The 22,013-nt window shown below is 74.2% G+C and carries 20 protein-coding genes; 8 read left to right on the top strand and 12 right to left on the bottom strand.

Annotated features, from left to right (window positions below; all coding sequences use genetic code 11):
• Positions 1-40 precede the first annotated feature (40 nt).
• From ACFW3D_RS26345 to ACFW3D_RS26365, 5 genes are read right to left on the bottom strand one after another with little or no spacing between them, the layout of a single operon-like run.
• Positions 41-652 (bottom strand): hypothetical protein, encoded by a 612-nt coding sequence (locus ACFW3D_RS26345; RefSeq protein ID WP_500507752.1) that lies wholly within the window; start codon positions 650-652, stop codon positions 41-43.
• A 32-nt stretch (positions 653-684) separates the two neighbouring features.
• Positions 685-2,010, bottom strand: coding sequence for a hypothetical protein (locus ACFW3D_RS26350; RefSeq protein ID WP_500507754.1), 1,326 nt, complete (start codon positions 2,008-2,010; stop codon positions 685-687).
• The gene (locus ACFW3D_RS26355) at positions 2,007-2,792 is read right to left on the bottom strand and encodes an ABC transporter ATP-binding protein (protein ID WP_500507756.1); all 786 of its coding nucleotides are present in this window, start codon (positions 2,790-2,792) and stop codon (positions 2,007-2,009) included. Before ACFW3D_RS26355 ends, ACFW3D_RS26350 begins: the two co-directional genes overlap by 4 nt.
• Positions 2,789-3,718 (bottom strand): zf-HC2 domain-containing protein, encoded by a 930-nt coding sequence (locus tag ACFW3D_RS26360; protein WP_500507758.1) that lies wholly within the window; start codon positions 3,716-3,718, stop codon positions 2,789-2,791. The genes ACFW3D_RS26355 and ACFW3D_RS26360 overlap by 4 nt, the downstream gene beginning before the upstream one ends.
• On the bottom strand, positions 3,712-4,278 hold the full coding sequence (locus ACFW3D_RS26365; RefSeq protein ID WP_500507760.1) for an RNA polymerase sigma factor: 567 nt from the start codon (positions 4,276-4,278) through the stop codon (positions 3,712-3,714). Before ACFW3D_RS26365 ends, ACFW3D_RS26360 begins: the two co-directional genes overlap by 7 nt.
• A 209-nt stretch (positions 4,279-4,487) precedes the next feature.
• Between ACFW3D_RS26365 and lon the strand changes: the two genes are divergently transcribed.
• A complete protein-coding gene (gene lon / locus ACFW3D_RS26370) occupies positions 4,488-6,956 on the top strand; it encodes an endopeptidase La (RefSeq protein WP_500507762.1) in 2,469 nt (822 codons plus the stop codon).
• 246 nt (positions 6,957-7,202) lie between these two features.
• A complete protein-coding gene (locus ACFW3D_RS26375) occupies positions 7,203-7,631 on the top strand; it encodes a MarR family winged helix-turn-helix transcriptional regulator (RefSeq protein WP_245938932.1) in 429 nt (142 codons plus the stop codon).
• 39 nt (positions 7,632-7,670) lie between these two features.
• Here ACFW3D_RS26375 and ACFW3D_RS26380 read toward each other — a convergent pair whose 3' ends face one another.
• Positions 7,671-8,516: a hypothetical protein gene (locus ACFW3D_RS26380; RefSeq protein ID WP_500507764.1), complete on the bottom strand. Its 846-nt coding sequence runs from the start codon at positions 8,514-8,516 to the stop codon at positions 7,671-7,673.
• A 356-nt stretch (positions 8,517-8,872) separates the two neighbouring features.
• On the opposite strand from ACFW3D_RS26380, the gene ACFW3D_RS26385 reads away from it, so the two are divergent.
• From ACFW3D_RS26385 to ACFW3D_RS26405, 5 genes are all read left to right on the top strand, one after another.
• Positions 8,873-11,512, top strand: a complete 2,640-nt coding sequence (locus ACFW3D_RS26385) for a sensor histidine kinase (protein ID WP_500507766.1) — start codon at positions 8,873-8,875, stop codon at positions 11,510-11,512.
• Positions 11,512-12,027: a roadblock/LC7 domain-containing protein gene (locus ACFW3D_RS26390; protein WP_500507768.1), complete on the top strand. Its 516-nt coding sequence runs from the start codon at positions 11,512-11,514 to the stop codon at positions 12,025-12,027. The genes ACFW3D_RS26385 and ACFW3D_RS26390 overlap by 1 nt, the downstream gene beginning before the upstream one ends.
• Positions 12,027-12,452, top strand: coding sequence for a DUF742 domain-containing protein (locus ACFW3D_RS26395; protein ID WP_500507770.1), 426 nt, complete (start codon positions 12,027-12,029; stop codon positions 12,450-12,452). Before ACFW3D_RS26390 ends, ACFW3D_RS26395 begins: the two co-directional genes overlap by 1 nt.
• A 1-nt stretch (position 12,453) precedes the next feature.
• A complete protein-coding gene (locus tag ACFW3D_RS26400) occupies positions 12,454-13,056 on the top strand; it encodes a GTP-binding protein (RefSeq protein WP_500507772.1) in 603 nt (200 codons plus the stop codon).
• A gap of 73 nt (positions 13,057-13,129) precedes the next feature.
• Positions 13,130-14,365 carry a styrene monooxygenase/indole monooxygenase family protein gene (locus ACFW3D_RS26405; RefSeq protein WP_500507774.1) on the top strand — a complete coding sequence of 412 codons (1,236 nt, stop codon included), beginning with the start codon at positions 13,130-13,132 and terminating at the stop codon, positions 14,363-14,365.
• Here ACFW3D_RS26405 and ACFW3D_RS26410 read toward each other — a convergent pair.
• Entirely contained in the window at positions 14,338-14,544 is a 207-nt protein-coding gene (locus ACFW3D_RS26410; protein ID WP_500507776.1) for a hypothetical protein, read from the bottom strand. The genes ACFW3D_RS26405 and ACFW3D_RS26410 overlap by 28 nt on opposite strands.
• A 261-nt stretch (positions 14,545-14,805) precedes the next feature.
• On the opposite strand from ACFW3D_RS26410, the gene ACFW3D_RS26415 reads away from it, so the two are divergent.
• Positions 14,806-16,239, top strand: coding sequence for a selenium-binding protein SBP56-related protein (locus tag ACFW3D_RS26415; protein ID WP_500507778.1), 1,434 nt, complete (start codon positions 14,806-14,808; stop codon positions 16,237-16,239).
• 643 nt (positions 16,240-16,882) lie between these two features.
• Here ACFW3D_RS26415 and ACFW3D_RS26420 read toward each other — a convergent pair.
• From ACFW3D_RS26420 to ACFW3D_RS26440, 5 genes are all read right to left on the bottom strand, one after another.
• The gene (locus ACFW3D_RS26420) at positions 16,883-17,908 is read right to left on the bottom strand and encodes a zinc-dependent alcohol dehydrogenase family protein (RefSeq protein WP_500507780.1); all 1,026 of its coding nucleotides are present in this window, start codon (positions 17,906-17,908) and stop codon (positions 16,883-16,885) included.
• Between the two features lie 88 nt (positions 17,909-17,996).
• Entirely contained in the window at positions 17,997-18,581 is a 585-nt protein-coding gene (locus ACFW3D_RS26425; protein WP_500507782.1) for a TetR/AcrR family transcriptional regulator, read from the bottom strand.
• A 133-nt stretch (positions 18,582-18,714) separates the two neighbouring features.
• Positions 18,715-19,863, bottom strand: a complete 1,149-nt coding sequence (locus tag ACFW3D_RS26430; protein WP_500507784.1) for a C40 family peptidase — start codon at positions 19,861-19,863, stop codon at positions 18,715-18,717.
• Positions 19,864-19,989: 126 nt separating this feature from the next.
• Entirely contained in the window at positions 19,990-21,570 is a 1,581-nt protein-coding gene (locus tag ACFW3D_RS26435) for a chitinase (RefSeq protein WP_500507786.1), read from the bottom strand.
• Positions 21,571-21,722: 152 nt separating this feature from the next.
• Entirely contained in the window at positions 21,723-21,989 is a 267-nt protein-coding gene (locus tag ACFW3D_RS26440) for a DUF8847 domain-containing protein (protein ID WP_500507788.1), read from the bottom strand.
• Positions 21,990-22,013: the final 24 nt, after the last annotated feature.

Consider the following 22,013-nt stretch of genomic DNA (forward strand, 5'->3'; position numbering starts at 1 on the left):
CCCAGCGTAATGAGGTGATCCTCCGGGCCGGACGGGGTTTTTACCCGCGGCCGTCCGGGGCCGGTCCCCGGAAGGCCACCAGGGCGGCGCCGCCCGCGAAGAGGACGGCGGCGGTCGCCCAGGCCGCGGGCTGCGCGCCCGGCTGCATCGACCAGGCCCACACCGCGGCCGCCCCGCCCGGCGTACGGGGAGCCGCGAGATAGACGCCGCCGCCGTAGAACACCGGCGGCAGCCAGCTCAGCCGGGCACCCAGGACGGCGGCGCCCGCGGCCGCGAGCCCGGTGAAGCCGAGGACCCCCCGGACCATCGTCGGAGCGCCGAAGTGGTCCGGGTCCCCGGGGAGCGCGGCGCCCAGCCAGAGCACCGCGGGACCGGTGAGGGCGAGCAGGTGCACGGCCCGCCACCGCCACCACGGCAGCGGCGCGCCGCGGTCGACCTCCCGGGAGTGGGTGTGGAGCGAGACGCCGATGACGGCCGCCGCGAGGACCGGGGCGAGGACGACCACCGGGACGCGGGAGCCGGTGTCGAAGAACGGCCGGCCGACCAGCCAGTCCGCGCTCCACCGGGAGGCGGCGAAGAGGACGGCCAGCGCGGCGGCGGCGCCGGTCAGGCCGCGCGAACGGACATAGAGCGACAGAAGGGAAGGGGTCATCGTCAGGGCTCCTCGACGGGTCCGTTGGGGGCTCACGGCGCCGGGACCGCGCCGGTGTCGCAGGCCCGGACGCCGGCCAGGTAGCGGCCCAGCCATGCGCGGCGGTCGTCGGGCGTCATGGCGCGCAACCGCTCCGCCGCCGCCCGCGCGAGACGGTTCCCCGCCCGGTCGGCGGGGAAGAGGGGACGCCCGAGGCGCAGCCACTCCTGGGCGGCGTACTCGTTGGCGTAGGCGCGCGTATCGGTCCGTTCCCTCTCGCACGGCACCGTGGAAGTGACCGCGTACACGAAGTCCCGGTAGAGCATGCCGTCGTCGCCGAGGCGGCCTCGGAAGACGCCGGCGTACAGCTCGAACCGGACCTCTCCGGCCGGTATGGCGCCGCCGGTGCCGCCCTCGCGGTACCGGACGGGCGCCCCCGGGACGCCGTCCAGCCTGGCGTCGATGCGGTCCACCACCGCCCGCACGGCGGGCAGCGCCGAGCCGTGCACCGCGCGGACGCACACCGCGGGGGTGCCCTCGTCGCACACGAGCGCGGAGGCGGCGGGGTCGGGGCGCCACACGCCGTCGCCGCTCCGGTACAGGACCGACGCGGCGGCGACGGCGACGACCAGAGGCAGGACGGCGAGCACCCGCCGCCGGGCGTGACCGGCCAGCAGCGCGGCGGCGGCCGGCCCCGCGTACCACACCGCCGCGACGGGGGCGGCCCACCAGACCGCGACGTCACCGCCGGGTCCGGCGTACGCGGGGCTGAGCAGCGCGGCGCCCGACTCGGCGTAGGCGCCGATGGCGAGCAGCAGATACCCGGCGATCGCGAGCAGCGGCGCCGTGAACCGCCAGGGCAGTGCCCGCCCCGCCGCGAAGCCGAGCGCGCCCATGGCCCCGAGCGCCACGGCGTCCGCGGCGGCCAGGTCCCAGGCGGGGTGCCCGTAGGACGCGTACGGCAGCAGCACCCCCAGGCATACGGCGGTCGCCGCCAGGTGGCCCAGCACCGGCCAGACCATCGACGGCAGGGCCGCCGTCAGCGCCCTGCTCAGCGGCGACCGCGCGGCCGAGGCGAGCAGGTCGCCGGTGCCGCGCCGCCGCTCGCGACCGCCCTGCCAGCAGCCCGCGGCGAGGGCGAGCGGACCGCCGAGGAGCAGGCCCGCCCCGCGGAGCGCCGCCTGGGTCGTCGTCCAGGTGTCGAACAGCGAGTACCGCCTGGCCAGCACGGCGACGATCACGGTCACGGCCAGTACGGCGCCCGTCCACGGCCCGGGACCGCGCAGCAGCTCGGTACGGCGGGCCCGGGGGACACGCTGCGCGCGGGGCGCGGCGGGAGGCGTCCGCGGAGGGGTGGTCAGGGTGTCCGTGGCGCTCATACGGCGGCCTCCCGGACGGTGGAGGTCGCGGAGCGGTGGCGGCGCAGCGCCGAGGTGTAGCCGCGTTCGATCGGGCTGTCCCCGGCCGCGTCGTCGTCCCCGGCCGAGGCCAGTTCGGCCGGGGTGCCGCGGAAGGCGATCCGGCCGCCGTCGAGCAGCGTCACGTCGGTGCAGGCGGTGGCCACGTCCTCGACGAGGTGGGTGGAGACCAGGACGGTCGCCGTGGCGCCCACTTCCCTGAGCAGGGCGCGGAACGCCACCCGCTGCTCCGGGTCGAGGCCGGCGGTCGGCTCGTCGAGCAGCAGCAGGTACGGGTCGTTGACGATGGCCTGGGCGATGCCGACCCGGCGCACCATGCCGCCGGACAGGGTACGGAGCCTCGCGTCGGCGCGGTCGCCGAGGCCGACCCGTTCCAGTGCGCGGTCGACGGCCGCCGGTACCGCGGCCGCGGGCATCTCCTTCAGCCAGGCCACGTACGCCACGAACTCGCGCACGGTGAAGCCCGGGTAGTAGCCGAACTCCTGCGGCAGGTAGCCGAGGCGCCGCCGGATCGCGGTGCGGCCGGGCCCGGTCGCCGGATCGTGGCCCAGCAGTTCCAGGCGGCCCGCCTGGTGTCCGGCCACGGTGGCCAGCACCCGGATCAGCGAGGTCTTCCCGGCGCCGTTGGGGCCGAGCAGCCCGTGGACCCCGCGCCCGACGCGCAGGTCGAGGGCGTCCAGCGCGGTGGTCCTGCGGTGTCTCACGGTCAGACCGTCGACGGAGACCGTCGTTTCGGTGCTCATGTGCGCTCCAGGTGGTCGAAGGCGGTACGGCGAAGGGTCAGGAGAAGGGCGCAGGCGGCGCCGGCCGCGGCCCAGGCGGGCTGCGCGGAGGAGGAGAGCAGCAGGGGTGCGGACGCGGGCGGGAGTCCGCAGAGGACGACCGCGCCCAGCCAGCCGCCGGTCACCACGGCGGCGGCCCGGTGGCAGCCGGTCCAGCTGCCCAGCGCGAGCGTGGCCCCGGTGAGCACGAGGCCCGGCAGCAGCCACGCCACCGCCGCACCCGTGCCCGCCAGGACGCCTCCGGCGGCGGTCAGCAGCGGTACGCACACCGCCAGCACGGCTCCGGTGCGCGTCAGCAGCAGCCGCAGCCCGCCGGAGGGCGTCGACGCGGCCAGTTCGTGGGCGGGGTCGCCGTACCTCCCGTACGCGAGGGCCACACCCACCGGCGGCAGCGCGGGGGAGAGCACCAGCAGCCAGGGGCGCCCCTGCGGCGCCCCGCCGAAACGCGTCAGGGCCACGGCCACCGCCAGTGTCAGCAGCACCGACCCCACCCAGGCTGGACGCAGCGTGCGCGCGGAGCGGATCGCGGCGAGCCAGGGCCGGGCAGCGGCCGTCCGAGGCCGGGCCTCCGCCGTCAGGACCTCGGCCGTCCGGGCTTCGGCCGTCCGCGGCGCGGTGCGCGCGGCCGCGGTGAGCAGGGCGTCCCGGACCTCGGAGAGGACCGCTCCGCCCGCGCCGGCGCGGACCAGCGCGGAGATCCGGGCGGAGCAGGCCGCGCACGACTCCAGGTGCTTGTCCACCGACCAGGCGGCGGTGTCGGCGAGGGTGCCGTCGGCGTAGGCGGCGGCCGTGTCCTCGGGTACGTGCCAGGCGCCGCGGTTCCGGCGCGGAGCCGAGCGAGGGGTCGACGGCGAACGCCGGGGGCGCCCCCGGGCAGGGGTCAGCATGCGGTTCCTCCCGCGGGGTCGAGGGCGGCGAGGGCGGCGCGCAGTTCGCGGCGCGCCCGCGAGGCCCGGGTCTTGACGGTGCCTTCGGGTATCCCGAGCAGGTGCGCGGCCTCCCGCGTGGTGAGGCCGTCGATCACGGTCGCCCGCAGGACGGCCCGCAGTTCCGGGGAGATCCGGTCGAGCGCGGCGCCCACGTCGCCGTACTCCAGCCCGGCGAGGACGTGCTCCTCGGCGGAGGGCGCGGTGCCGGGCTCCTCCGCGGCCAGCAGTTCGCGGGTGTCGGCCCGCACCGCGGCGCGGCGGGCGTCCGCCAGCCGACGGGCGGCGATCACCCACAGCCAGCCGCCCGCGGTCCCGCCGCGGTGGGTGCCCGCCGAGCGCCAGGCCGCCATGAAGGTGTCCTGCAGCACCTCCCGGACGGTCTCCGGGTCCGGGCAGCGCCGCGTGAGCCGGGCGTGCAGCCATCCGGAATGGCGGTCGTACAGATCTGCGAGGGCCTGCGTGTCGCCCCGGGCGATCGCGCGCATCAGCGCGTCGTCCCCGGGCGGCTCGTGGCTCATGGGCCGGAAGAGTCTCACGCCCCTCTATCGCCACCGCTGCCCCGCGCGGTTCTCGGCAGGGGGCGGCCAGGACGCCCGACGGCGCCCGCGCGGGGCCCGGGAAAGGTGCTCCGCGGCCGATCGCTCAGAGCGAACACGGCCCAGGGAACACCGGGGGCATCAGATGCATTGAGTCTGCATAGCTCAACTTGATTGCTTAGGGAGAGATAATGGCTCAGTCGTCTTCGTCGGCGTTCGCGCCGCTCACCCTGCCCGTCCTGCCCCTCGACGACTCGGTGGTCCTGCCCGGCATGGTCGTGCCGGTGGACCTGACCGACGCCGAGGCGCGCGCCGCGGTCGAGGCGGCACAGGCCGCCCAGCGGTCCGGACAGCCCGGACTCGGCAACAAGCCGCGGGTGCTGCTCGTTCCCCGGGTGGACGGGGACTACGCGGGCGTGGGCACGCTGGGCACCGTGGAGCAGGTGGGACGTCTGTCGGACGGCGATCCCGGTGCCGTCATCCGCGGTGTGAGCCGCGTGCGCATCGGCGCCGGCACGACCGGTCCCGGCCGTGCCCTGTGGGTGGAGGGCACCGAGCTCTCCGAGCCCGCGCCCGCCGAGGCTCCCGGCACCGTCGCGGAGCTCATGAAGGAGTACAAGGCCCTGGCCACCAGCTGGCTGCGCAAGCGCGGCGCCTGGCAGGTCGTGGACCGCGTCCAGCAGATCGAGGACGTCTCGCAGCTGGCGGACAACGCCGGCTACTCCGGCTTCCTCACCACCAGCCAGCGCATCGAGCTGCTGGAGACCCTGGACCCGGTCGCCCGGCTGAAGCTGGCCACGCAGTGGCTGCGTGACCACCTGGCCGAGCAGGACGTCGCGGAGACCATCCGCAAGGACGTCCAGGAGGGCATGGAGAAGCAGCAGCGCGAGTTCCTGCTGCGGCAGCAGCTGCAGGCCGTCCGCAAGGAGCTGGCCGAGCTGAACGGCGACCCGGAGGACGAGGCGGACGACTACCGTTCCCGCGTCGAGGCCGCCGACCTGCCCGAGAAGGTGCGCGAGGCCGCCCTGAAGGAGGTCGAGAAGCTGGAGCGGTCCAGCGACGCGTCCCCCGAGGGCAGCTGGATCCGCACCTGGCTCGACACCGTCCTGGAGCTGCCCTGGAACACCACGACCCAGGACGCCTACGACATCCCCGGCGCGCGGGCGGTGCTGGACGCCGACCACGCGGGTCTGGACGACGTGAAGGAACGGATCACCGAGTACCTGGCCGTGCGCAAGCGCCGCACCGACCGCGGTCTCGGCGTCGTCGGCGGGCGCCGCGGCGGCGCGGTGCTGGCCCTGGTCGGCCCGCCCGGCGTCGGCAAGACCTCGCTCGGCGAGTCCGTGGCCCGCGCGATGGGGCGGAAGTTCGTGCGCGTCGCGCTCGGCGGCGTCCGCGACGAGGCGGAGGTCCGCGGTCACCGGCGCACGTACGTCGGCGCGCTGCCCGGCCGCATCGTCCGGGCGATCAAGGAGGCCGGGTCCATGAACCCGGTGGTCCTGCTGGACGAGATCGACAAGGTGGGCTCCGACTACCGCGGCGACCCGGCCGCGGCCCTGCTGGAGGTCCTCGACCCGGCGCAGAACCACACCTTCCGGGACCACTACCTGGAGGTCGAGCTGGACCTGAGCGACGTGGTGTTCCTCGCTACCGCCAACGTCCTGGAGGCCATCCCGGAGCCGCTGCTGGACCGCATGGAGCTGGTGCGGCTGGACGGCTACACCGAGGACGAGAAGGTCGTCATCGCCCGTGACCACCTGCTGCCGCGCCAGCGGGAGCTGGCCGGGCTCGGCGAGGAGGAGGTGACGGTCGACGAGGCGGCCCTGCGCAAGCTGGCGGGGGAGTACACCCGCGAGGCGGGCGTGCGCACCCTGGAGCGGTCCCTCGCCCGCATCCTGCGGAAGGTCGCCGCGAAGCACGAGCTCGGCGAGCGCGAACTGCCGTACACCGTCACGCCGGAGGACCTGCGGGCGCTCATCGGGCGGCCGCACCACGTGCCGGAGTCCGCGCAGGACCCGCAGGAGCGGCGCACGGCGGTGCCGGGCGTGTCCACGGGCCTGGCGGTGACCGGCGCGGGCGGCGACGTCCTCTACATCGAGGCGTCGCTGGCCGACCCGGAGACCGGCGGCAGCGGGCTGCAGCTCACCGGTCAGCTGGGCGACGTGATGAAGGAGTCCGCGCAGATCGCGCTCTCCTTCCTGCGCTCGCACGGCGCCGAACTGGAGCTGCCGGTCGGCGATCTGAAGGAGCGCGGCGTCCACATCCACGTCCCCGCGGGCGCGGTCCCGAAGGACGGTCCGAGCGCGGGCGTCACCATGACCACCGCTCTGGCCTCGCTCCTGTCGGGGCGCCGGGTCCGCACCGACGTGGCGATGACCGGCGAGGTGTCGCTGACCGGGCGGGTGCTGCCGATCGGCGGCGTCAAGCAGAAGCTGCTCGCGGCGCACCGCGCCGGGATCACCACCGTGGTGATCCCCAAGCGGAACGAGGCGGACCTGGACGACGTCCCCGCCGAGGTCCTGGAGAAGCTGGAGGTTCACGCGGTCTCGGACGTCCGGCACGTGCTGAAGCTCGCCCTGGAGCCCGCCGTCACCGGCGCGGACTCCGGCCTGGAGGACGGCCCCGCGCCGTCGGCGGCGGAGCCCTCGGTCGCGGCCTGAGCGAGGCCCCGACCGGGTGAACGGAGAGCGGCCCCTCCCACGGCCTGAGGAGGGGCCGCTCTCCGCGCGTGCGGCCGTCGGCGGGACACCAGATGTGGAAGTGCCCCTGGTCACGTGGTTGGTCCGCGCCTGCGAAATACTGGGGGCGCTGCGCACAGGGCGGCCGGAGACGAGACGTTTTCACGACGGAAGGCGGGTGACCAGGTGGCCGGAACCGCCGGCTCCCCCAGGGAGGCGGATCCCGTGATGGAGGCGCTCGAACGCGAGCTCACCGTCCTGTTGCGGCGTGCCCGTGCCTCCTCCGGCGAGATGGCCCGCGAGGTCCATCCCGACCTGGAGCCCGCCGCGTACGGGATCCTCGCCCGGCTCGCCGAGACCGGACCCGAGCGGGCCACCGTGCTCGCCGGCTACTTCGGCGTCGGCAAGGCCACGATGAGCCGTCAACTGCGCGCCCTGGAGGACCTCGGGCTCGTCCGGCGCGAACCGGACCCCGCCGACGGACGGGCCTTCCTGGTGCAGCTGACCACGGAGGGCGCCGAGCGCTTCTCGCGGGTCCGGCAGGCGCGCCGGGCCCGCTACGTCAACCGGCTCAGCGGCTGGGACCGCGACGAACTGCGCGAACTGGCCCGGCTGCTGGGCCAGCTGAACTCCTCGCAGGAGCAGGAGGGCGCGTAACCCGCGCGGCCGTCCGCCCGGCGTGCGGCCCCGCCGCCGTCACCACTGCGCCAGCACCGCGGTCGCGTCGTCGCGCACCTTGCCGCGCGGGAAGCGGGTGCCGTCCGGGTCCGCGGACTCCGCCGCGCGCACACGGCGCAGCAGTTCCCCGGCTCCGGCCTTGCGCAGCAGGGTGAACGTGCCCTGCCAGTCCTGCTCGTGGAAGACCTCGACCAGACGGGCGGCGCCGTCCGTCAGGGCCGCGACCGCGCGGACCCGGGAGCGCGGCCGGGTGCCGGTGACGGCGCGGTCCGCGACCGCGGGGTCGGCCGCCGCGGTGAAGAACCCGCCCTCGGTGTTGCGCAGTGCCTCCACCGCCCGTCCGTACTCCGCGGCGGCCCCGGCGCGGGCCGCCGTGCCGCGCGGCAGGGCGCGCACCGCGGCGCGCAGCGCGGGCACCGGAGCGGGCAGCCGGTCCAGCCGGTCGTCGCGTACGGCACCGACCTGACCTGCGGTGTCCTCGATGAGCAACACCGAGTCGGATAGCACCAGATGCTCCACGCTGTCCGCATTCCACCGGACCGCCACCACGGTGGCCTGCGGGGTGCGGCGGTGATAAAGGTCACAGGTGTCGCGGTGCGCGTCGGCGGTGCGCAGGACGGCTTCCGCGAGACACTGCGCCAGGCTCGGGGCCGCGGGCGAAACGGACAGTTCGATCATGGATCCGCCCAGCCGGGCGACGTACCAGGGCACGTCGTGCCGGCATCCCGTGGGGCCGTCGGGAGGGGTGACGCCGTCCAGCAGGACCAGTGAACCGCCGCCGCCTGACGCGGGCATGGCCACGGCCACGAAGTCCTCGTTGGGGCGTCCGGGGCTGCCGGGCTCGGTCGCCGTCTCGATGCGCATGCGGCCAGTCTGCAGCAGCCGCCCGGGGGAGCTGTTCGAACCCCGGGGGTGCCCGCCGGCAGTTACCGGTGAGTGAAGGGGCGCATCCTGCCAGGGCGGCGGCTCCGATGCCAGTTTCGGGACCGGCCGACGGGGGACGCGCGCGCAACGATCCCGCGGGGGAGTTGAACGTCAACTTGTCCGTGCGATTCACTCGTTCGAGTGTCGAGGCGGGGGACGCACATCTGCAGTCCGGGCCGGCCTGAGAAGGTCGGGACGATGCCGGGATGGGGCCAGACGTTGCCGTGCTCGGCGCTCGGCCGATGTGTCGTCATCTCGGGACCAGTGGACCAGGCGAGACGGGATAGCGAGCACCGGTGCGAACACGACGTAACCCGCGGACCAAGCGCGTACGGCAGAGACTGCTGGGCGCCCTGCTGATCTGCGCCGTCACGGTCCTGGCCGCCTCCGCTCCTGGCATTGCCACGGGCGTGCGCGATCTGGCCGAGGCACAGCGGCTGGTCGGCATGGCGCGGCTCGAGGCCCAGGCGGTCTCGTTGTCCCACGCCCTGGCCGACGAACGTGACGACATGGCCGTCTTCGTGGCCGGCGGCCGCTCCACCGAGGGCGGCACCGGCGTCTCCGAGACGCAGCGGGAGCGGGTCGACCGTCAGACCGAGGAAGTGCTGACGGCGGCGGCCGAGGCCGACACCGACGACGCCCCCGCCTTCGCCGACGCGACCGCCGAGGTCGTCCGGCGGCTCGGGGAACTCCCCGACGTCCGGCAGAAGGTGCTCTCCGGTCCCGGCTCCGCGGAGGCCGCCGTCGCGGCCTACGACCCGGCGATCCGGGCGCTGAACGGGGTCGGTTCCGCCGTCGCCCGCTCGCTGCCCGCCCGTGGTGCCTCCGCCGACACCACCGTGCTGCCCGAGCTCGCCCGCGCCGTCGACCAGGCCTCCGTCCAGCGCGGCCTGCTGGTGGGCGCGCTCACCGCGGGCGGCGGGGAGTCCGGCCTGGTCGGCGCCGCGCGGACCGCCGCGGTCAGCGAGCGGTCCGCGCTCGCCGACTTCCGCGGCGGGGCCTCGCAGGCCGCGGTCGAGCAGTACGACCAGACGGTCACCGGCTCCGACGTCAAGGCCGCCGACAAGCGGCTGAGGCAACTGCTGGACGGCTCCTCGCTGTCCGCCGCCGACCGCGCGCTCAAGCCGGCGACGGTCCGGGCGGCGCTCTCCGCACGGATCGACATGATGCGCGGCGTGGAGTCCTCGCTCGCGGCGGCGGCCGCCGACCGCCTCGCCGCGCTGCGCGACGACGACGTGACGGCCCTCGAACTCCACGTCGCCCTCGCCTCGGTGTGCTTCCTGCTCGTCCTCGGCGTCGGCGTCTCCACGGCACGCTCCATCACCCGCCCGGCCGCCGCGCTCAATCGCTTCGCCCGCGGGGACGTCCCCGCCGGCGAGCAGGTCAGGATCGTCGGCTCCGACGAGTTCGCGGCGACGGCCCGGGCGATCAACGCGCTCCGCGCGGAGACCGCCGGGCTGCGCGGGCGCGTCGCCACGCAGGACGCGGAGCACACCAAGCTCCAGGGCGTACGGGACGCCCTCGCCGCGGAACGCGATCTGCTGCACGGGCGGCAGGACGCGCTCACGACGCGCCTGGGCACCCTGCAGGACAACGTGCACGGTACCTACGTCAACCTGACGCTCCGCACCCTCGGTCTGGTCGAGCGCCAGCTCACGCTGATCGAGCGGCTGGAGGATCTGGTCCACGACCCGGACGAGCTCTCCCAGCTGTTCAAGCTGGACCACCTGGCCACGCGCATGCGCCGCAACAGCGAGAACCTGCTGCTGCTCGCGGGCGCCGAGCACGGCCACGCGCACCCCAAGCCCGTTCCACTGGTCGACGTGGCGCGCGCCGCCGTCTCCGAGATCGACAAGTACGAGCGCGTCCGCATCCACCAGCTGCCCGCGGGACGCATCGCCGGGTTCGCCGCCGACGACCTCAGCCACCTGATCGCCGAGCTCCTGGAGAACGCGTCCGCGTTCTCCCCGCCGGAGACCGAGGTGGAGCTGTCCGGCTGGATGCTGGAGAGCGGCGAGCTGATGCTGTCGGTGGAGGACCAGGGCATCGGCATCCCCACGGCCCGGCTGGACGAGCTCAACACCCTGCTGGCGCAGGCCGATCCGGCGGAGCTCACCTCCGTCGCCGAGGCCACCGGCATGGGCGTGTACGTCGTCGCCCGGCTCGCCGCCCGGCACGGCGTCCGCGTGCAGCTCCGCGACGCCAAGCGCGGCGGCACCACGGCCGTGGTGGTCGTCCCGACGGCGCTGACCGCGCCCGCGGAGGACCCGGACGGCCCGCAGACCCCCGTGGAGGCGGCCGTCGCGGGCGAGCCGTGGCAGCCGCGCAAGGCGCTGCGCCGGGCCCGCGAGGAGCGGGCCGGGGAGCCGGAGCACACGGCGCCGGCGCCCGTGGCGGGTGTGGCGTCCGAGAAACGCGAGGTGCCCGCGGCGGAGCCGGCCGGCGAGGCATCCGCTGCGGCGCCCGACGAGGTGGCCGTCGAAGGGACCGGCGGAGCCGCCGAGCCCGGCGGCGACGCCATCGAGCACGCCCGCGCCGACCGGTCCGCCCCGGCCGTGACGCCGGCTCCCGAAGCCGCGCCGGCTCCGGCACAGGCGGCGGCCGCGGCCGCCGCGGAGGTGCCGGAGGACGGGGTCGCCCTCACCGCCAAGGGGCTTCCGCAGCGGGTGCCGCGGTCCACGGGGCTCTCGGGCGAACCGCAGGACCGCGGACGGACCCGCCAGGGGGGCGGGGTGGACCCGGAGGAACTGCGGCGCAAGCTCGGCGGCTTCGCCCAGGGCCTGCGCGACGGCCGGGCGGACGCCCGGGCCGAGACGCAGGAGATCCGGCGCGGCCTGCCCGCGCCGAGGAAGGCCGCGGACGCGGCCGCAGCAGAGGGCAGTTCGGGGGGACACCAACAAGTCGAAGCCGAAGGCGTCGAGGAGGCACGCGGTTGATGTCGGCCGGTACGGACACCCAGAGTGAACGGGGCCTGAGCCACGAGGCACGTAACCTCCAGTGGCTGCTGAGCAATTTCGTGGAGGACGTGCCCGGGGTCCGCTCCGTGGCCGTCGTGTCCTCGGACGGACTGCTGCTGCTGACCTCGGAACCCGAGGACGAGGCCGACACGGCGGACGAAGGAGCGGCGGACGGCACCGCCGGACGGCCCAAGGGCCCGGCGGGCACCTCCGCCGACCTGGCCACGGTGGTCTCCGGCATCGCGTCGCTGACCGACGGCGCCGCGCGTCTGATGGACGGCGGCGGTGTGCGGCAGACGGGCGTGTCGATGGAGAACGGCAGCGTGTTCGTGATGACGATCGGGGACGGTTCGCTGCTCGGCGTCCACGCGGACGCCGAGTGCGACATGAGCGTGGTGGCCTACCACATGGCCCTGTTCGTGGGCCGGGCCGGCCATGTGCTCACCCCCGCGCTCCGCACGGAGCTGCGCCAGGCGATCGAGGAGAGCCGCTGATGCGCCGTCCGGTGATCCCCGCGGCCCAGGCGGCCGCCGTCCTGCCGGTACGGGGTGCCGGGCGCAGGGCCGCCCGCGTGCGGCCGTACGCGCTGACCGGGGGCCGTACGTCCTTCGGCCACGTGCTGCTGGTGGAGACCTTCGTCGCGACGATCGACGGCTCCGCCGAGCGCCGGGAGCTGACCTCGGGCAGCTGGGCCGAGCGCGTCATGCCGGAGATGCGGGCCATCGTGGAACTGTGCCGCCGGATGCGTTCGGTGGCGGAGATCTCGGCGCTGCTGCGCATGCCGCTCGGTGTGGTCCGGGTGCTGCTCAGCGACCTGGCCGATCAGGGAAGGATCCGCGTGTACGGGACCGGGCACGGGCCCGGCGCCCCGGATCGCGCGCTGCTGGAGAGGGTGCTCGGTGGACTTCGCAGGCTCTGACATGTCGTCCCTCGCGGAAGAAGACGGCCTGCAGGAGTGGCAACTGGACGTGAGCCACGCCCCCACCTCGACCAAGATCGTGGTGGCGGGCGGCTTCGGGGTGGGCAAGACCACCTTCGTCGGCGCGGTCTCGGAGATCACCCCGCTCACCACCGAGGCGGTGATGACCCGGGCCAGCGAGGACATCGACGACCTCGGTTCCACCCCGGACAAGACCACCACCACGGTGGCGATGGACTTCGGCCGCATCACCCTCGACCGGGAGCTGGTGCTCTACCTGTTCGGCACCCCCGGCCAGCAGCGGTTCTGGTTCATGTGGGACGACCTGGTGCGCGGGGCGATCGGCGCCGTCGTCCTCGCCGACACCCGCCGGCTGGCCGACGCGTTCCCGGCGCTGGACTACTTCGAGAGCAGCGGGCTGCCCTACGCCGTGGCGGTCAACCGCTTCGAGGGCACCACGGCCTACGAGGAGATCGACGTCCGCGAGGCGCTCGCCGTGCCCGACGAGGTCCCGGTGGTGATATGCGACGCCCGCGACCGCCAGTCGGTGATCCAGGTGCTGCTGGCCCTGGTCAAGCAGGCCCTCGTCGCCCAGCCGGAGTAGCAGTCTTCCGGGGGAGTCGTGGGGACGCCCGCCGGACGCACCCAAGCCGCACCGCACGAGAGAGCATGCCGCCTTGCGCAAGATACTGATCGTGGGAGCCGGCCAGTCCGGGCTCCAACTGGCCCTCGGCCTGCAGTCCCGGGGATACGAGGTCACCGTCATGTCCAACCGCACGGCGGACGAGATACGCCAGGGGCGTGTCATCTCCACCCAGTGCATGTTCGGCACGGCGCTGGCGCACGAGCGCGATCTCGGCGTCAACTTCTGGGAGGACCAGACCCCCCGGATCGAGGGCCTGGGCGTCTCCGTCGCCGCCCCCGACGGATCCCGGCCCATCGACTGGGTCGGACGGCTCGACGCGTACGCGCAGTCCGTCGACCAGCGGGTGAAGATGGCCGGCTGGCTGGAGACCTTCGTCGAGCGCGGCGGCAAGCTGGTCGTCCACGGTGTGACCGTCGGGGACCTGGACTACTTCGCCCGCGCCTACGACCTGGTGATGGTCGCGGCGGGCAAGGGCGAGCTGGTCTCCATGTTCGGCCGGAACGCGGAGCGCTCCCCGTACGACAGCCCGCAGCGGGCGCTGGCCGTCGCCTATGTGCACGGCCTCGCCCCGCGCCCGGAGCACCCCGACTTCCACGCGGTGCGGCTCAACATGGTGCCCGGCGCCGGTGAGCTCATCGTGATCCCGGCGCTCACCACCTCCGGCCCCTGCGACATCCTCTTCTGGGAGGGGCTGCCGGGCGGTCCGCTCGATGTCTTCGACGGCGTGAAGGACCCGCAGGAACACCTGCGCATCACCCTGGAGCTGATGGAGCGTCATATCCCCTGGGAGTACGACCGCGCCCGCGGGGTCGAGCTGACGGACGCCGGCGGCACCCTGGCCGGGCGTTTCGCGCCGGTGGTCCGGCACCCCGTCGCGGAACTGCCCTCCGGCGGGCTGGTGCTGGGCGTCGCGGATGTCGTCGTCGCCAACGACCCGATCACGGGGCAGGGCTCCAACAGCGCCTCCAAGTGCGCGGCCGCCTACCTGGACGCCATCGTCGAGCAGGGCGACAAGCCGTTCGACCGGGACTGGATGGAGTCCGCCTTCGCCCGCTTCTGGGCCACCGCCGAACCGGTGACCAAGTGGACCAACGCCCTGCTCGGCCCGCCGCCGGAGCACGTCCTGGGCCTGATCGGCGCCGCCGGGCAGCTGCCGGCCGTGGCGAACCGCTTCGCCAACGGCTTCGACGACCCGTCGGACTACGAGGCGTACTTCTACGACCCGGAGGCGACCAGCGCCTACCTGGCCTCCGTCGCCGGAGCCTGACCGCTCCACGGCGCCGGCGGCGCACGCCGCCGGCGCAGGAGGACGATCCCGGTGAGCGCGAAGGTGAGACGGCTCAGACCGGTCAGGGTGACGACCTCGTCCTTCCGCACCAGCAGGGCGTCCGAGCCGGCGGCGGCGATCGAGTAGCACAGCCGGTCGACGGGGAGCGCGGCGTTCACCGGTACACACGTCACGAGCGGGGCCGCGACGAGGACGGTCGCGGCCCTCGGGCCGAAGGGACGTGGCGGCACCCGGTCCCGGCCCCGGGGCGGCCGTGGCGGGCCGCTCCCCTTCCGCCGTGGCAGGGTCCGCGGGGCTGTGAAACGCTCGTCGTAGGGGACATCTGTCCGGCGTCCGCACAAAGATCCCGCACGGGTGGGCCCGGCCGTGCGCCGCGCAAGGCCCCTGGCCGGGGCTCCTGTACGGGAGAGGGAACGGCCATGACGACGACCGAGCACGACCGCGACGGCCACCTCGACCCCACCCTGTACCGCACCCCGGCGGACGCGGTCGCCGCGCCACCCGAGGGGCTCGCCTACGTCGTCGGCTTCGACCCGGCCGGCGCGCTCCCGGACGCGCTGTTCACCGTCGTCACCGACCCGGGGTCCCCGGCGTACGGCCGGGTGGCCGCCCGGGTCGATCTGCCCGACCGGGGCAACGAACTGCACCACTTCGGCTGGAACGCCTGCTCGAGCGCGCTGGCCCACGCCGGCCACAGCCATGCCGCGCGGCGCTACCTCATCGTCCCGGGACTGCGTTCCTCCCGGCTGCACGTCCTCGACACCGTCCCCGATCCGGCCCGCCCGCGCCTGGTCAAGGTGGTGGAGGCGGGGGAACTGGCCGCCCGGGCCGGGTACTCGCGGCCGCACACCCTCCACTGCGGTCCCGACGGCGTGTTCCTGTCCTGCCTGGGCGGCGCGGACGGCGCGGACGGCGCGGACGGGCCCGGCGGCGTCGCACTGCTGGACCACGAGACCTTCGACGTGCTGCGCGCCTGGGAGAGCGAGCGCGGACCGCAGCGGCTCGCCTACGACGTCTGGTGGCACCTGCGCCAGAACATCGCCGTCACCAGCGAGTGGGGCAGCCCCTCGATGATCGAGGACGGGCTCGTCCCCGAACTGCTGCTGGACCGCCGCTACGGGCACGCGGTGCACTTCTGGGACCTGGAGAGCGGCCGGCACCTGCAGCGCGTCGACCTGGGCGACCGGAACCAGATGGTGCTGGAGCTGCGCCCCTCCCACGACCCCGAGGCGACCTGGGGGTTTGTGAACACCGTCGTCGACGTCGAGGACCTGTCGGCCTCGGTGTGGCTGTGGAACCGCGAGGGCGAGGAGTTCACGGTCCGCAAGGTGATCACCCTGCCCGCCGAGCCCGCCCGGGCGGAGGACCTGCCCCCGGCACTGCGGCCGTTCGGCGCCGTGCCCCCGCTGATCACCGACATCGACCTGACGGTGGACGACCGGTGGCTCTACGTATCCGCATGGGGCACCGGCGACCTCCTCCAGTACGACGTGCGCGACCCGCTCCGGCCGAGCCTGACCGCGTCCGTGCGGCTGGGCGGCATCGCCGGCCGGGGGACCCATCCCGCGGAGCCGGACGTCCCGCTCAGCGGCGGATCGCAGATGGTCGAACTCAGCCGCGACGGACGGCGCGTGTACGTGACGAACTCCCTCTACGCCGCCTGGGACGAGCAGTTCTACCCCGAGGGCATCGACCCCTGGATGATCAAGCTCGACGCCGACACCTCGGGCGGCGGGCTCGGCGTCGACGGCGGCTTCTTCCCGCACGGCACCGACTTCGGGGGACTGCGGGTGCACCAGACGCGCCTGCAGGGCGGCGACGCCTCCTCGGACTCGTACTGCTACCGCCGCTGACCGGGTGGGTGGGCCGGCTGGGCGGTGCCGCCGGTGGGCGGGTGCGGGTACGTCTCGCGCCCTTCGGGCGCAAAGCGGCGGGCTGCGGACGGGGAGGGTGGGGGCGGCCCTTCGCGGCGGTGTGCGGGGTTGGTCCTCGGCGGGGGTTCAGGCGCCGGAGCGGGGCCGGTTGCTCGTACGGTTGCGGTCTCGTTGCCGTCCGCGGGTGCAGATGGCCGGTTGCGACGCCCACCGTTCGTGGGTGGCGCGCCCGCCGTGACCTGCGTCTGCGGGTGCTTCCTCGACATCGGGCTCTGTTCCGCCGAACATGTCGGCGAAAGTGGGCCCGATCTCCTGCAGAACGCTCGGCAGCACCCCGAATCAGCGGCAGTCGCCGGTTACGGCGGGCGCGCCCACCACCGGCAGTGGGCGTGGAAGCGGCCATCTCTACCCGCGGACGGCAACGAGACCCGCGCCACCGGAAAGGCACCCCGATCCGGCGCCTGAACCCCCACCACTAACCGGCCCGCACCCTGCGGCGAAGCCCCGGACCGCCACCCTCTCGTCCGCAGCCGCATCCTTGCGACCGAAGGGAGCGAGACGGCGGGACAGCCGAGCCACCCACCCGCCTGGCACCGTCACCCGGTGCTGTCACCCGGTGCTGTCACCCGGATACGTCGACGTCGACGACGACCTTGCCCCGGCCCTCGCCGCGCTCCACCACACCGTGCGCCTCGGCGGCCGTGGCAAGGGTGAAGCGGCGCGGGTCGACCAGCGGCCGCAGGGCACCGGCCTCGGCGAGGGCGGCGGCCTCGCGCAGGATCTCGCCGTGGTGCTCGCGCCCGCGGCCGGTGAGCATCGGCAGCAGCGTGAAGACCCCCGAGTAGCTGGCCCCGCGGAAGGACAGCGGCGCGAGGCTGTGGCTGCCCCAGCCGAGGGCGCTCACCACGTGGCCGGTGTAGGTGCGCACCGCGGCGAAGGAGGCGTCGAGCGTCTCCCCGCCGACGGTGTCGACGACGACGTCGAAGCCCTCGCCGCCGGTGTGCTCGGCGACGTAGGCGTCGACCGGGGTGGTGGTGCGGTCGATCGGGGTGGCCCCGAGAGCGGCGATGGTCTCCAGGCTCCGCGGCGAACCGGTGGCGAAGACCTGTGCGCCGCGGGCCCGGGCGAGCTGGACGGCCACGTGCCCGATACCGCCGGCGCCGCCGTGGACCAGCACCTTCTGCCCCTCGTGAACGCCGGCCCGGTCCACCAGGCCCTCCCAGGCGGTGATGAAGACCAGCGGGAGCGCCGCGGCCTGACGCATCGTCAGAGCTGCGGGCTTGCGGGCCAGCAACCGGGCGTCCACGGCCGCGTACTCGGCCAGCGACCCCTGCAGGTCGCCGACGCCGCCGGTCATGCCGAAGACCTCGTCGCCGGGCTCGAAGCCGGTGACGTCCGCCCCGGCCTCCTCGACCACGCCGGCCAGGTCGAGGCCGAGCACCGCGGGCGGCCGGGTGCGGGCGTGGGCGGCCTTCCCGGCACTGATCTTGGTGTCCAGGGGGTTCACCCCGGAGGCCGCGATCCGGACCAGCACCTGGCCGGGGCCCGGGACGGGGGTGCGGATCGCGCCCAGGACGAGGGGGCTGCCGAACTCTTCCAGCAGGACCGCGCGCATGGTGGCGCCCACCGGGGGGCGGGAGGAGGTCATCGGATGTCCTTTCGAACAGACAGGTCTGTTTGATTCAGCTCGGAGGAACGCCCTCGTCGCCATGGCGCGGACGAGGGCGGGGCCGGGATCAGGCTGCGGGCGGGCAGGCCCGGTCGACCGCGGCGCGTGCCGCGGCCTTGGCGGCGGCCGGCATCGCCGGGTCCTGCTCGAGCTTGCCCGCGGCCAGCGTGCCGTCGACGAGCAGGGTCAACTGCAGCGCGAGCTCGTCCGGGTCCGCGGCTCCGGCCGCCTCTGCCAGCGTGCGCACCCATGCCCGCACGGCCCGCTTGTGCGCCACGGTCACCTCGTGCGGCAGGCTGCCCGGCTCGCTCTCCGCGGCGGCGTTGATGAACGGGCAGCCGTGGAAGCCGTGGCGCTCGTACGAGGCCGAGACCGCGTCGAACAGGCCCACCAGCTGCTCGCGGGGATCGTCCCCGGCCGCCAGCGCGGCGGCGCGCAGCCTGCCCCGCCAGGAGTCGTCGACCCTGCGCAGGTACGCGGCGGCGAGCTCGTCCTTGGAGGGGAAGTGCACATAGAGCGTGGACTTGGCCACGCCCGACTCGGCAATGATCCGGTCGACCCCCACGCCGCGCAGACCGTGCGCGGCGAACAGCGTCTCGGCCGTGGTCAGTATGCGCTCGCGCGCCGGGAGGCGCTTCGCCGTCGTGGGCATGGTGCTCACCGTGATCCTCGCCGGGGCCCGGCGGGCCCCTCACGGCAAAACTAACAGACAGGTCTGTCCGATGCCGGCGAGACCCCGGTCACACCGGTGCCGGCGCCCGTGGGTACGGGCCGCCGGCGCGGCTTCAGGAGCGCGAGGCGGTGCCGAGCGGGGTCGGGTCGTGGGCCGACTTGGGGGCGACCGGGGAGACGTAGTGCTTCATCGACGGGTCGTCCGAGTCGGGACGGACCGCGCCCAGGACCGGGTTGGCCGCGATCGGGGAGATCTTGACGACGCCGCCCGGGCGCGGGGCCTGGATGACCATGCCGTTGCCGATGTACATCGCCACGTGGGTGGCGCCGGGGAAGTAGACCACCAGGTCGCCGGGGCGCAGCAGGTTCAGCGGGACGTGCGGCAGCTGCTTCCACTGCTCCTGGCTGGTGCGCGGAATGGTGGTGCCCGCGTGCTCCCAGGCCTGCGAGGTGAGGCCCGAGCAGTCGTACGCCTTCGGGCCCTCGGCGCCCCACACGTACGGCTTGCCGAGCTGGGCGTAGGCGAAGCTCAGCGCCCGGTTGCCGGACTTCGACGGCGTGAGCGCCACGCTGCCGAGCCTGCCGGAGCGCAGGAAGGCGGCCTGTGCCTGGTCGATGCCCTGCTCCTCCAGCTTCTGGAGGTCCTCGATCTGGGTCCCGGTCAGGCCGGCGAGGATCCGTTCGACGTCGGCGAGCTGCCGCTCGATCTCCTCCTTGGCCTCGCGCTGCTTCTTCTCCAGCTGCTCCGAGCCGTCCAGCGCGTGCTGCTGGGCCCGGTTGAGCGCGGCGATCCGCTTCTCGCCGTTCTCCAGCTGGGCGACGAGCTCGGCCTGGCTGCCCGCGGCGCGGTCGAGCATGTGCCCCTGGGTGAAGGCGTCCTGAGGATCGTCGCTGAGCAGCAGGTTGAGGTACGGGGAGACCCCGCCCGACTTGTACTGCTCCCGCGCCAGCTGCCCGGCCAGGGCGCGGGCGTCGCTGAGCTCGGTGCGCTCCTCGGCGAGCTGCCGGTCGAGGCGGTCGGCCTTGCCCTGGTTCTCCTCGAGTTCGACCTTGGCCTGGTCGTAGGTCTCGGTGGCCTGCTCGGCCTTGAGGTAGAGGTCCTGCAACTGCTCCAGCAGCACGACGAGCGTCCGGTTGTCCGGCGTGGGATCGTCGGGTGCGGCATAGGCCTGGGCGGGGATCCCCAGGGCCGCGGCGGCCAGCAGCGCCCCGCAGACGAGTGCCCTGCGCACCCACTCCTTGGGTCGGTGTGCTGCTGACATTCCGTCACCTCCGCCTGTCCGGCCTATACCTGCGGGTAGATCCTTACATGATCGGGTCGGCAGCGACAGAGGGACGGGCCGGAACGAGGGGCTCCACCGGCCGTGGAGCCACCCGTTCGTCCGGCGTCAGCCGAAATAGCCGTCGAAGTTCCGCTGGAATTCCCAGTTGCCGAACTTGTCCCAGTTCACCGACCAGGTCATCAGCCCGCGCAGCGCGGGCCAGGTGCCGTGCGTGGCGTAGCCGCCGCAGCCGGTCTTCTTGGTGAGGCAGTCCAGTGCCCTGTTCACCTCGGCCGGGGTGGTCCAGCCGTTGCCGGCGTTGCTGCCGGCCGGCAGGCCGATGGCGACCTGCGAGGGGGAGAGCGGCGGGAACACCCGGGAGGTGTTGCCCGCGACCGGGAAGCCGGTGAGCAGCATGTCGGTCATGGCGATGTGGAAGTCCGCGCCGCCCATCTGGTGGTACTGGTTGTCCAGCCCCATGATCGGCCCGGAGTTGTAGTCCTGGACGTGAAGGAGCGTCAGATCCGCGCGCAGGGCGTGGATCACCGGCAGGTACGCGCCGGCCCGCGGATCCTGGGCGCCGTTCGGGCCGGGGCCGTAGAACTGGTAGCCGAGCTGGACGAAGAAGGTCTCGGGAGCCATGGTCAGTACGAAGGCGCTGCCGTACTTGGCCTTGAGGGTCTTCAGCGCGGAGATCAGGTTGACCACGACCGGGGTGGTCGGGTTCCGGAAGTCGGTGTCACCGGCGTTGAGGGAGAGGGAGTGGCCCTCGAAGTCGATGTCGAGGCCGTCCAGCCCCCAGGTGTCGATGATCCTGCTCACGGAAGCGACGAAGGCGTCGCGGGCGGCGGTGGTGGTGAGCTGGACCTGGCCGTTCTGCCCGCCGATGGAGATCAGCACCTTCTTGCCCTGCGCCTGCTTGGCCTTGATCGCGGCCTTGAAGTCCGCGTCGGACTCCACGTTCGGGCACTCGGCGACCGGGCAGCGGTTGAAGCGGATGTCGCCGGAGGTGGTGGAGGTGGGCTCGCCGAAGGCGAGGTCGATGTAGTCCCAGCTCGCCGGGACGTCGGCCATGCGGACGTAGCCCGAGCCGTTGGCGAAGCTGGAGTGCAGGTAGCCGACCAGGGTGTGGGAGGACGGTGCCGGATCGGTCGGGGTGGGGGTCGGTGTCGGCGTCGGGTCGGTCGGCGTCGGGTCGGTGGGGGTCGGGCTGGGCGTGGGGCCGCCGGGGCCGGTCAGCGACAGGTCGTCGGCGTAGTACGTGGGCTGCGCGTACCAGCCGTGGACGTAGACCGTCGCGCTGGTCTGGTTCGGGCCGGTCGTGAAGCTCACGTTCAGCTGCTGGTAGGCGCCGCCGGTGCCCGGGGTCCAGGTGCCGGCGCCGCCGTCCACGCCTATGTAGACGTAACTCCCCTTCACCTGCGCGGAGAAGGTGTACGCCGTGTTGGGCGCGACGCCCACCGTCTGCTTGCACTGCGCGGTCCCGGTGCCGCCCGGGCTGCCGGCGAGGGCGTGACTGCCGCTCTTCGCCTGCCCGGTCACCACTTGTGTGGTGCCGGAGTCGCAGCTCCAGCCGGACAGGTTGCCCGACTCGAAGCCTCCGTTGGCCAGGAACTCACCGGCGTGCGCCGTGGGGGCGAGGGCGACCAGCCCGCCGAGGACGGCGGTGCAGGCGAGGGTCGCCGTCGCGGCGACGAGGTGTCTCATGGGGGCCGCTCCTTCGGGGGCGAGAAGAAGTGCGCATGACAACTCGCAGCAAACAGGTCTGGACCAATCCTGTCAATGGTCCGGACCATCCCCGTGGCCGGTCACCCGGATCACCCGTCCGGCGGCGCTCGCCCGCGCGACCGCCCCGGCGGTCACCCCCGCCGCTTCGACCAGGGCCAGCGCGGCTTCTCCGGCCGGTTCCCCTCCGGGTCGTAGACGAAGACCCAGCGCGTACGGCGCTGCGCGCGCGGGCCGGGACTGGGCTCGCGATGATAGACGTGCACGACGGGGGGTGCGCCGTCCTCCTGCGGCACCGGCACCTCGTACACCTTCGGGGGCTGCCCCGTGATGCCGGTCAGCACTCCCAGCACGCGGCCGTCCAGCGGCCCTCCGACGAATTCCGTGTCCTCATGCCTCACGGGCTCAGGGTAGGCCCTGCGGAG

It is taken from the genome of Streptomyces sp. NPDC058864 (assembly GCF_042742985.1).
Taxonomy (GTDB): Bacteria; Actinomycetota; Actinomycetes; order Streptomycetales; family Streptomycetaceae; genus Actinacidiphila.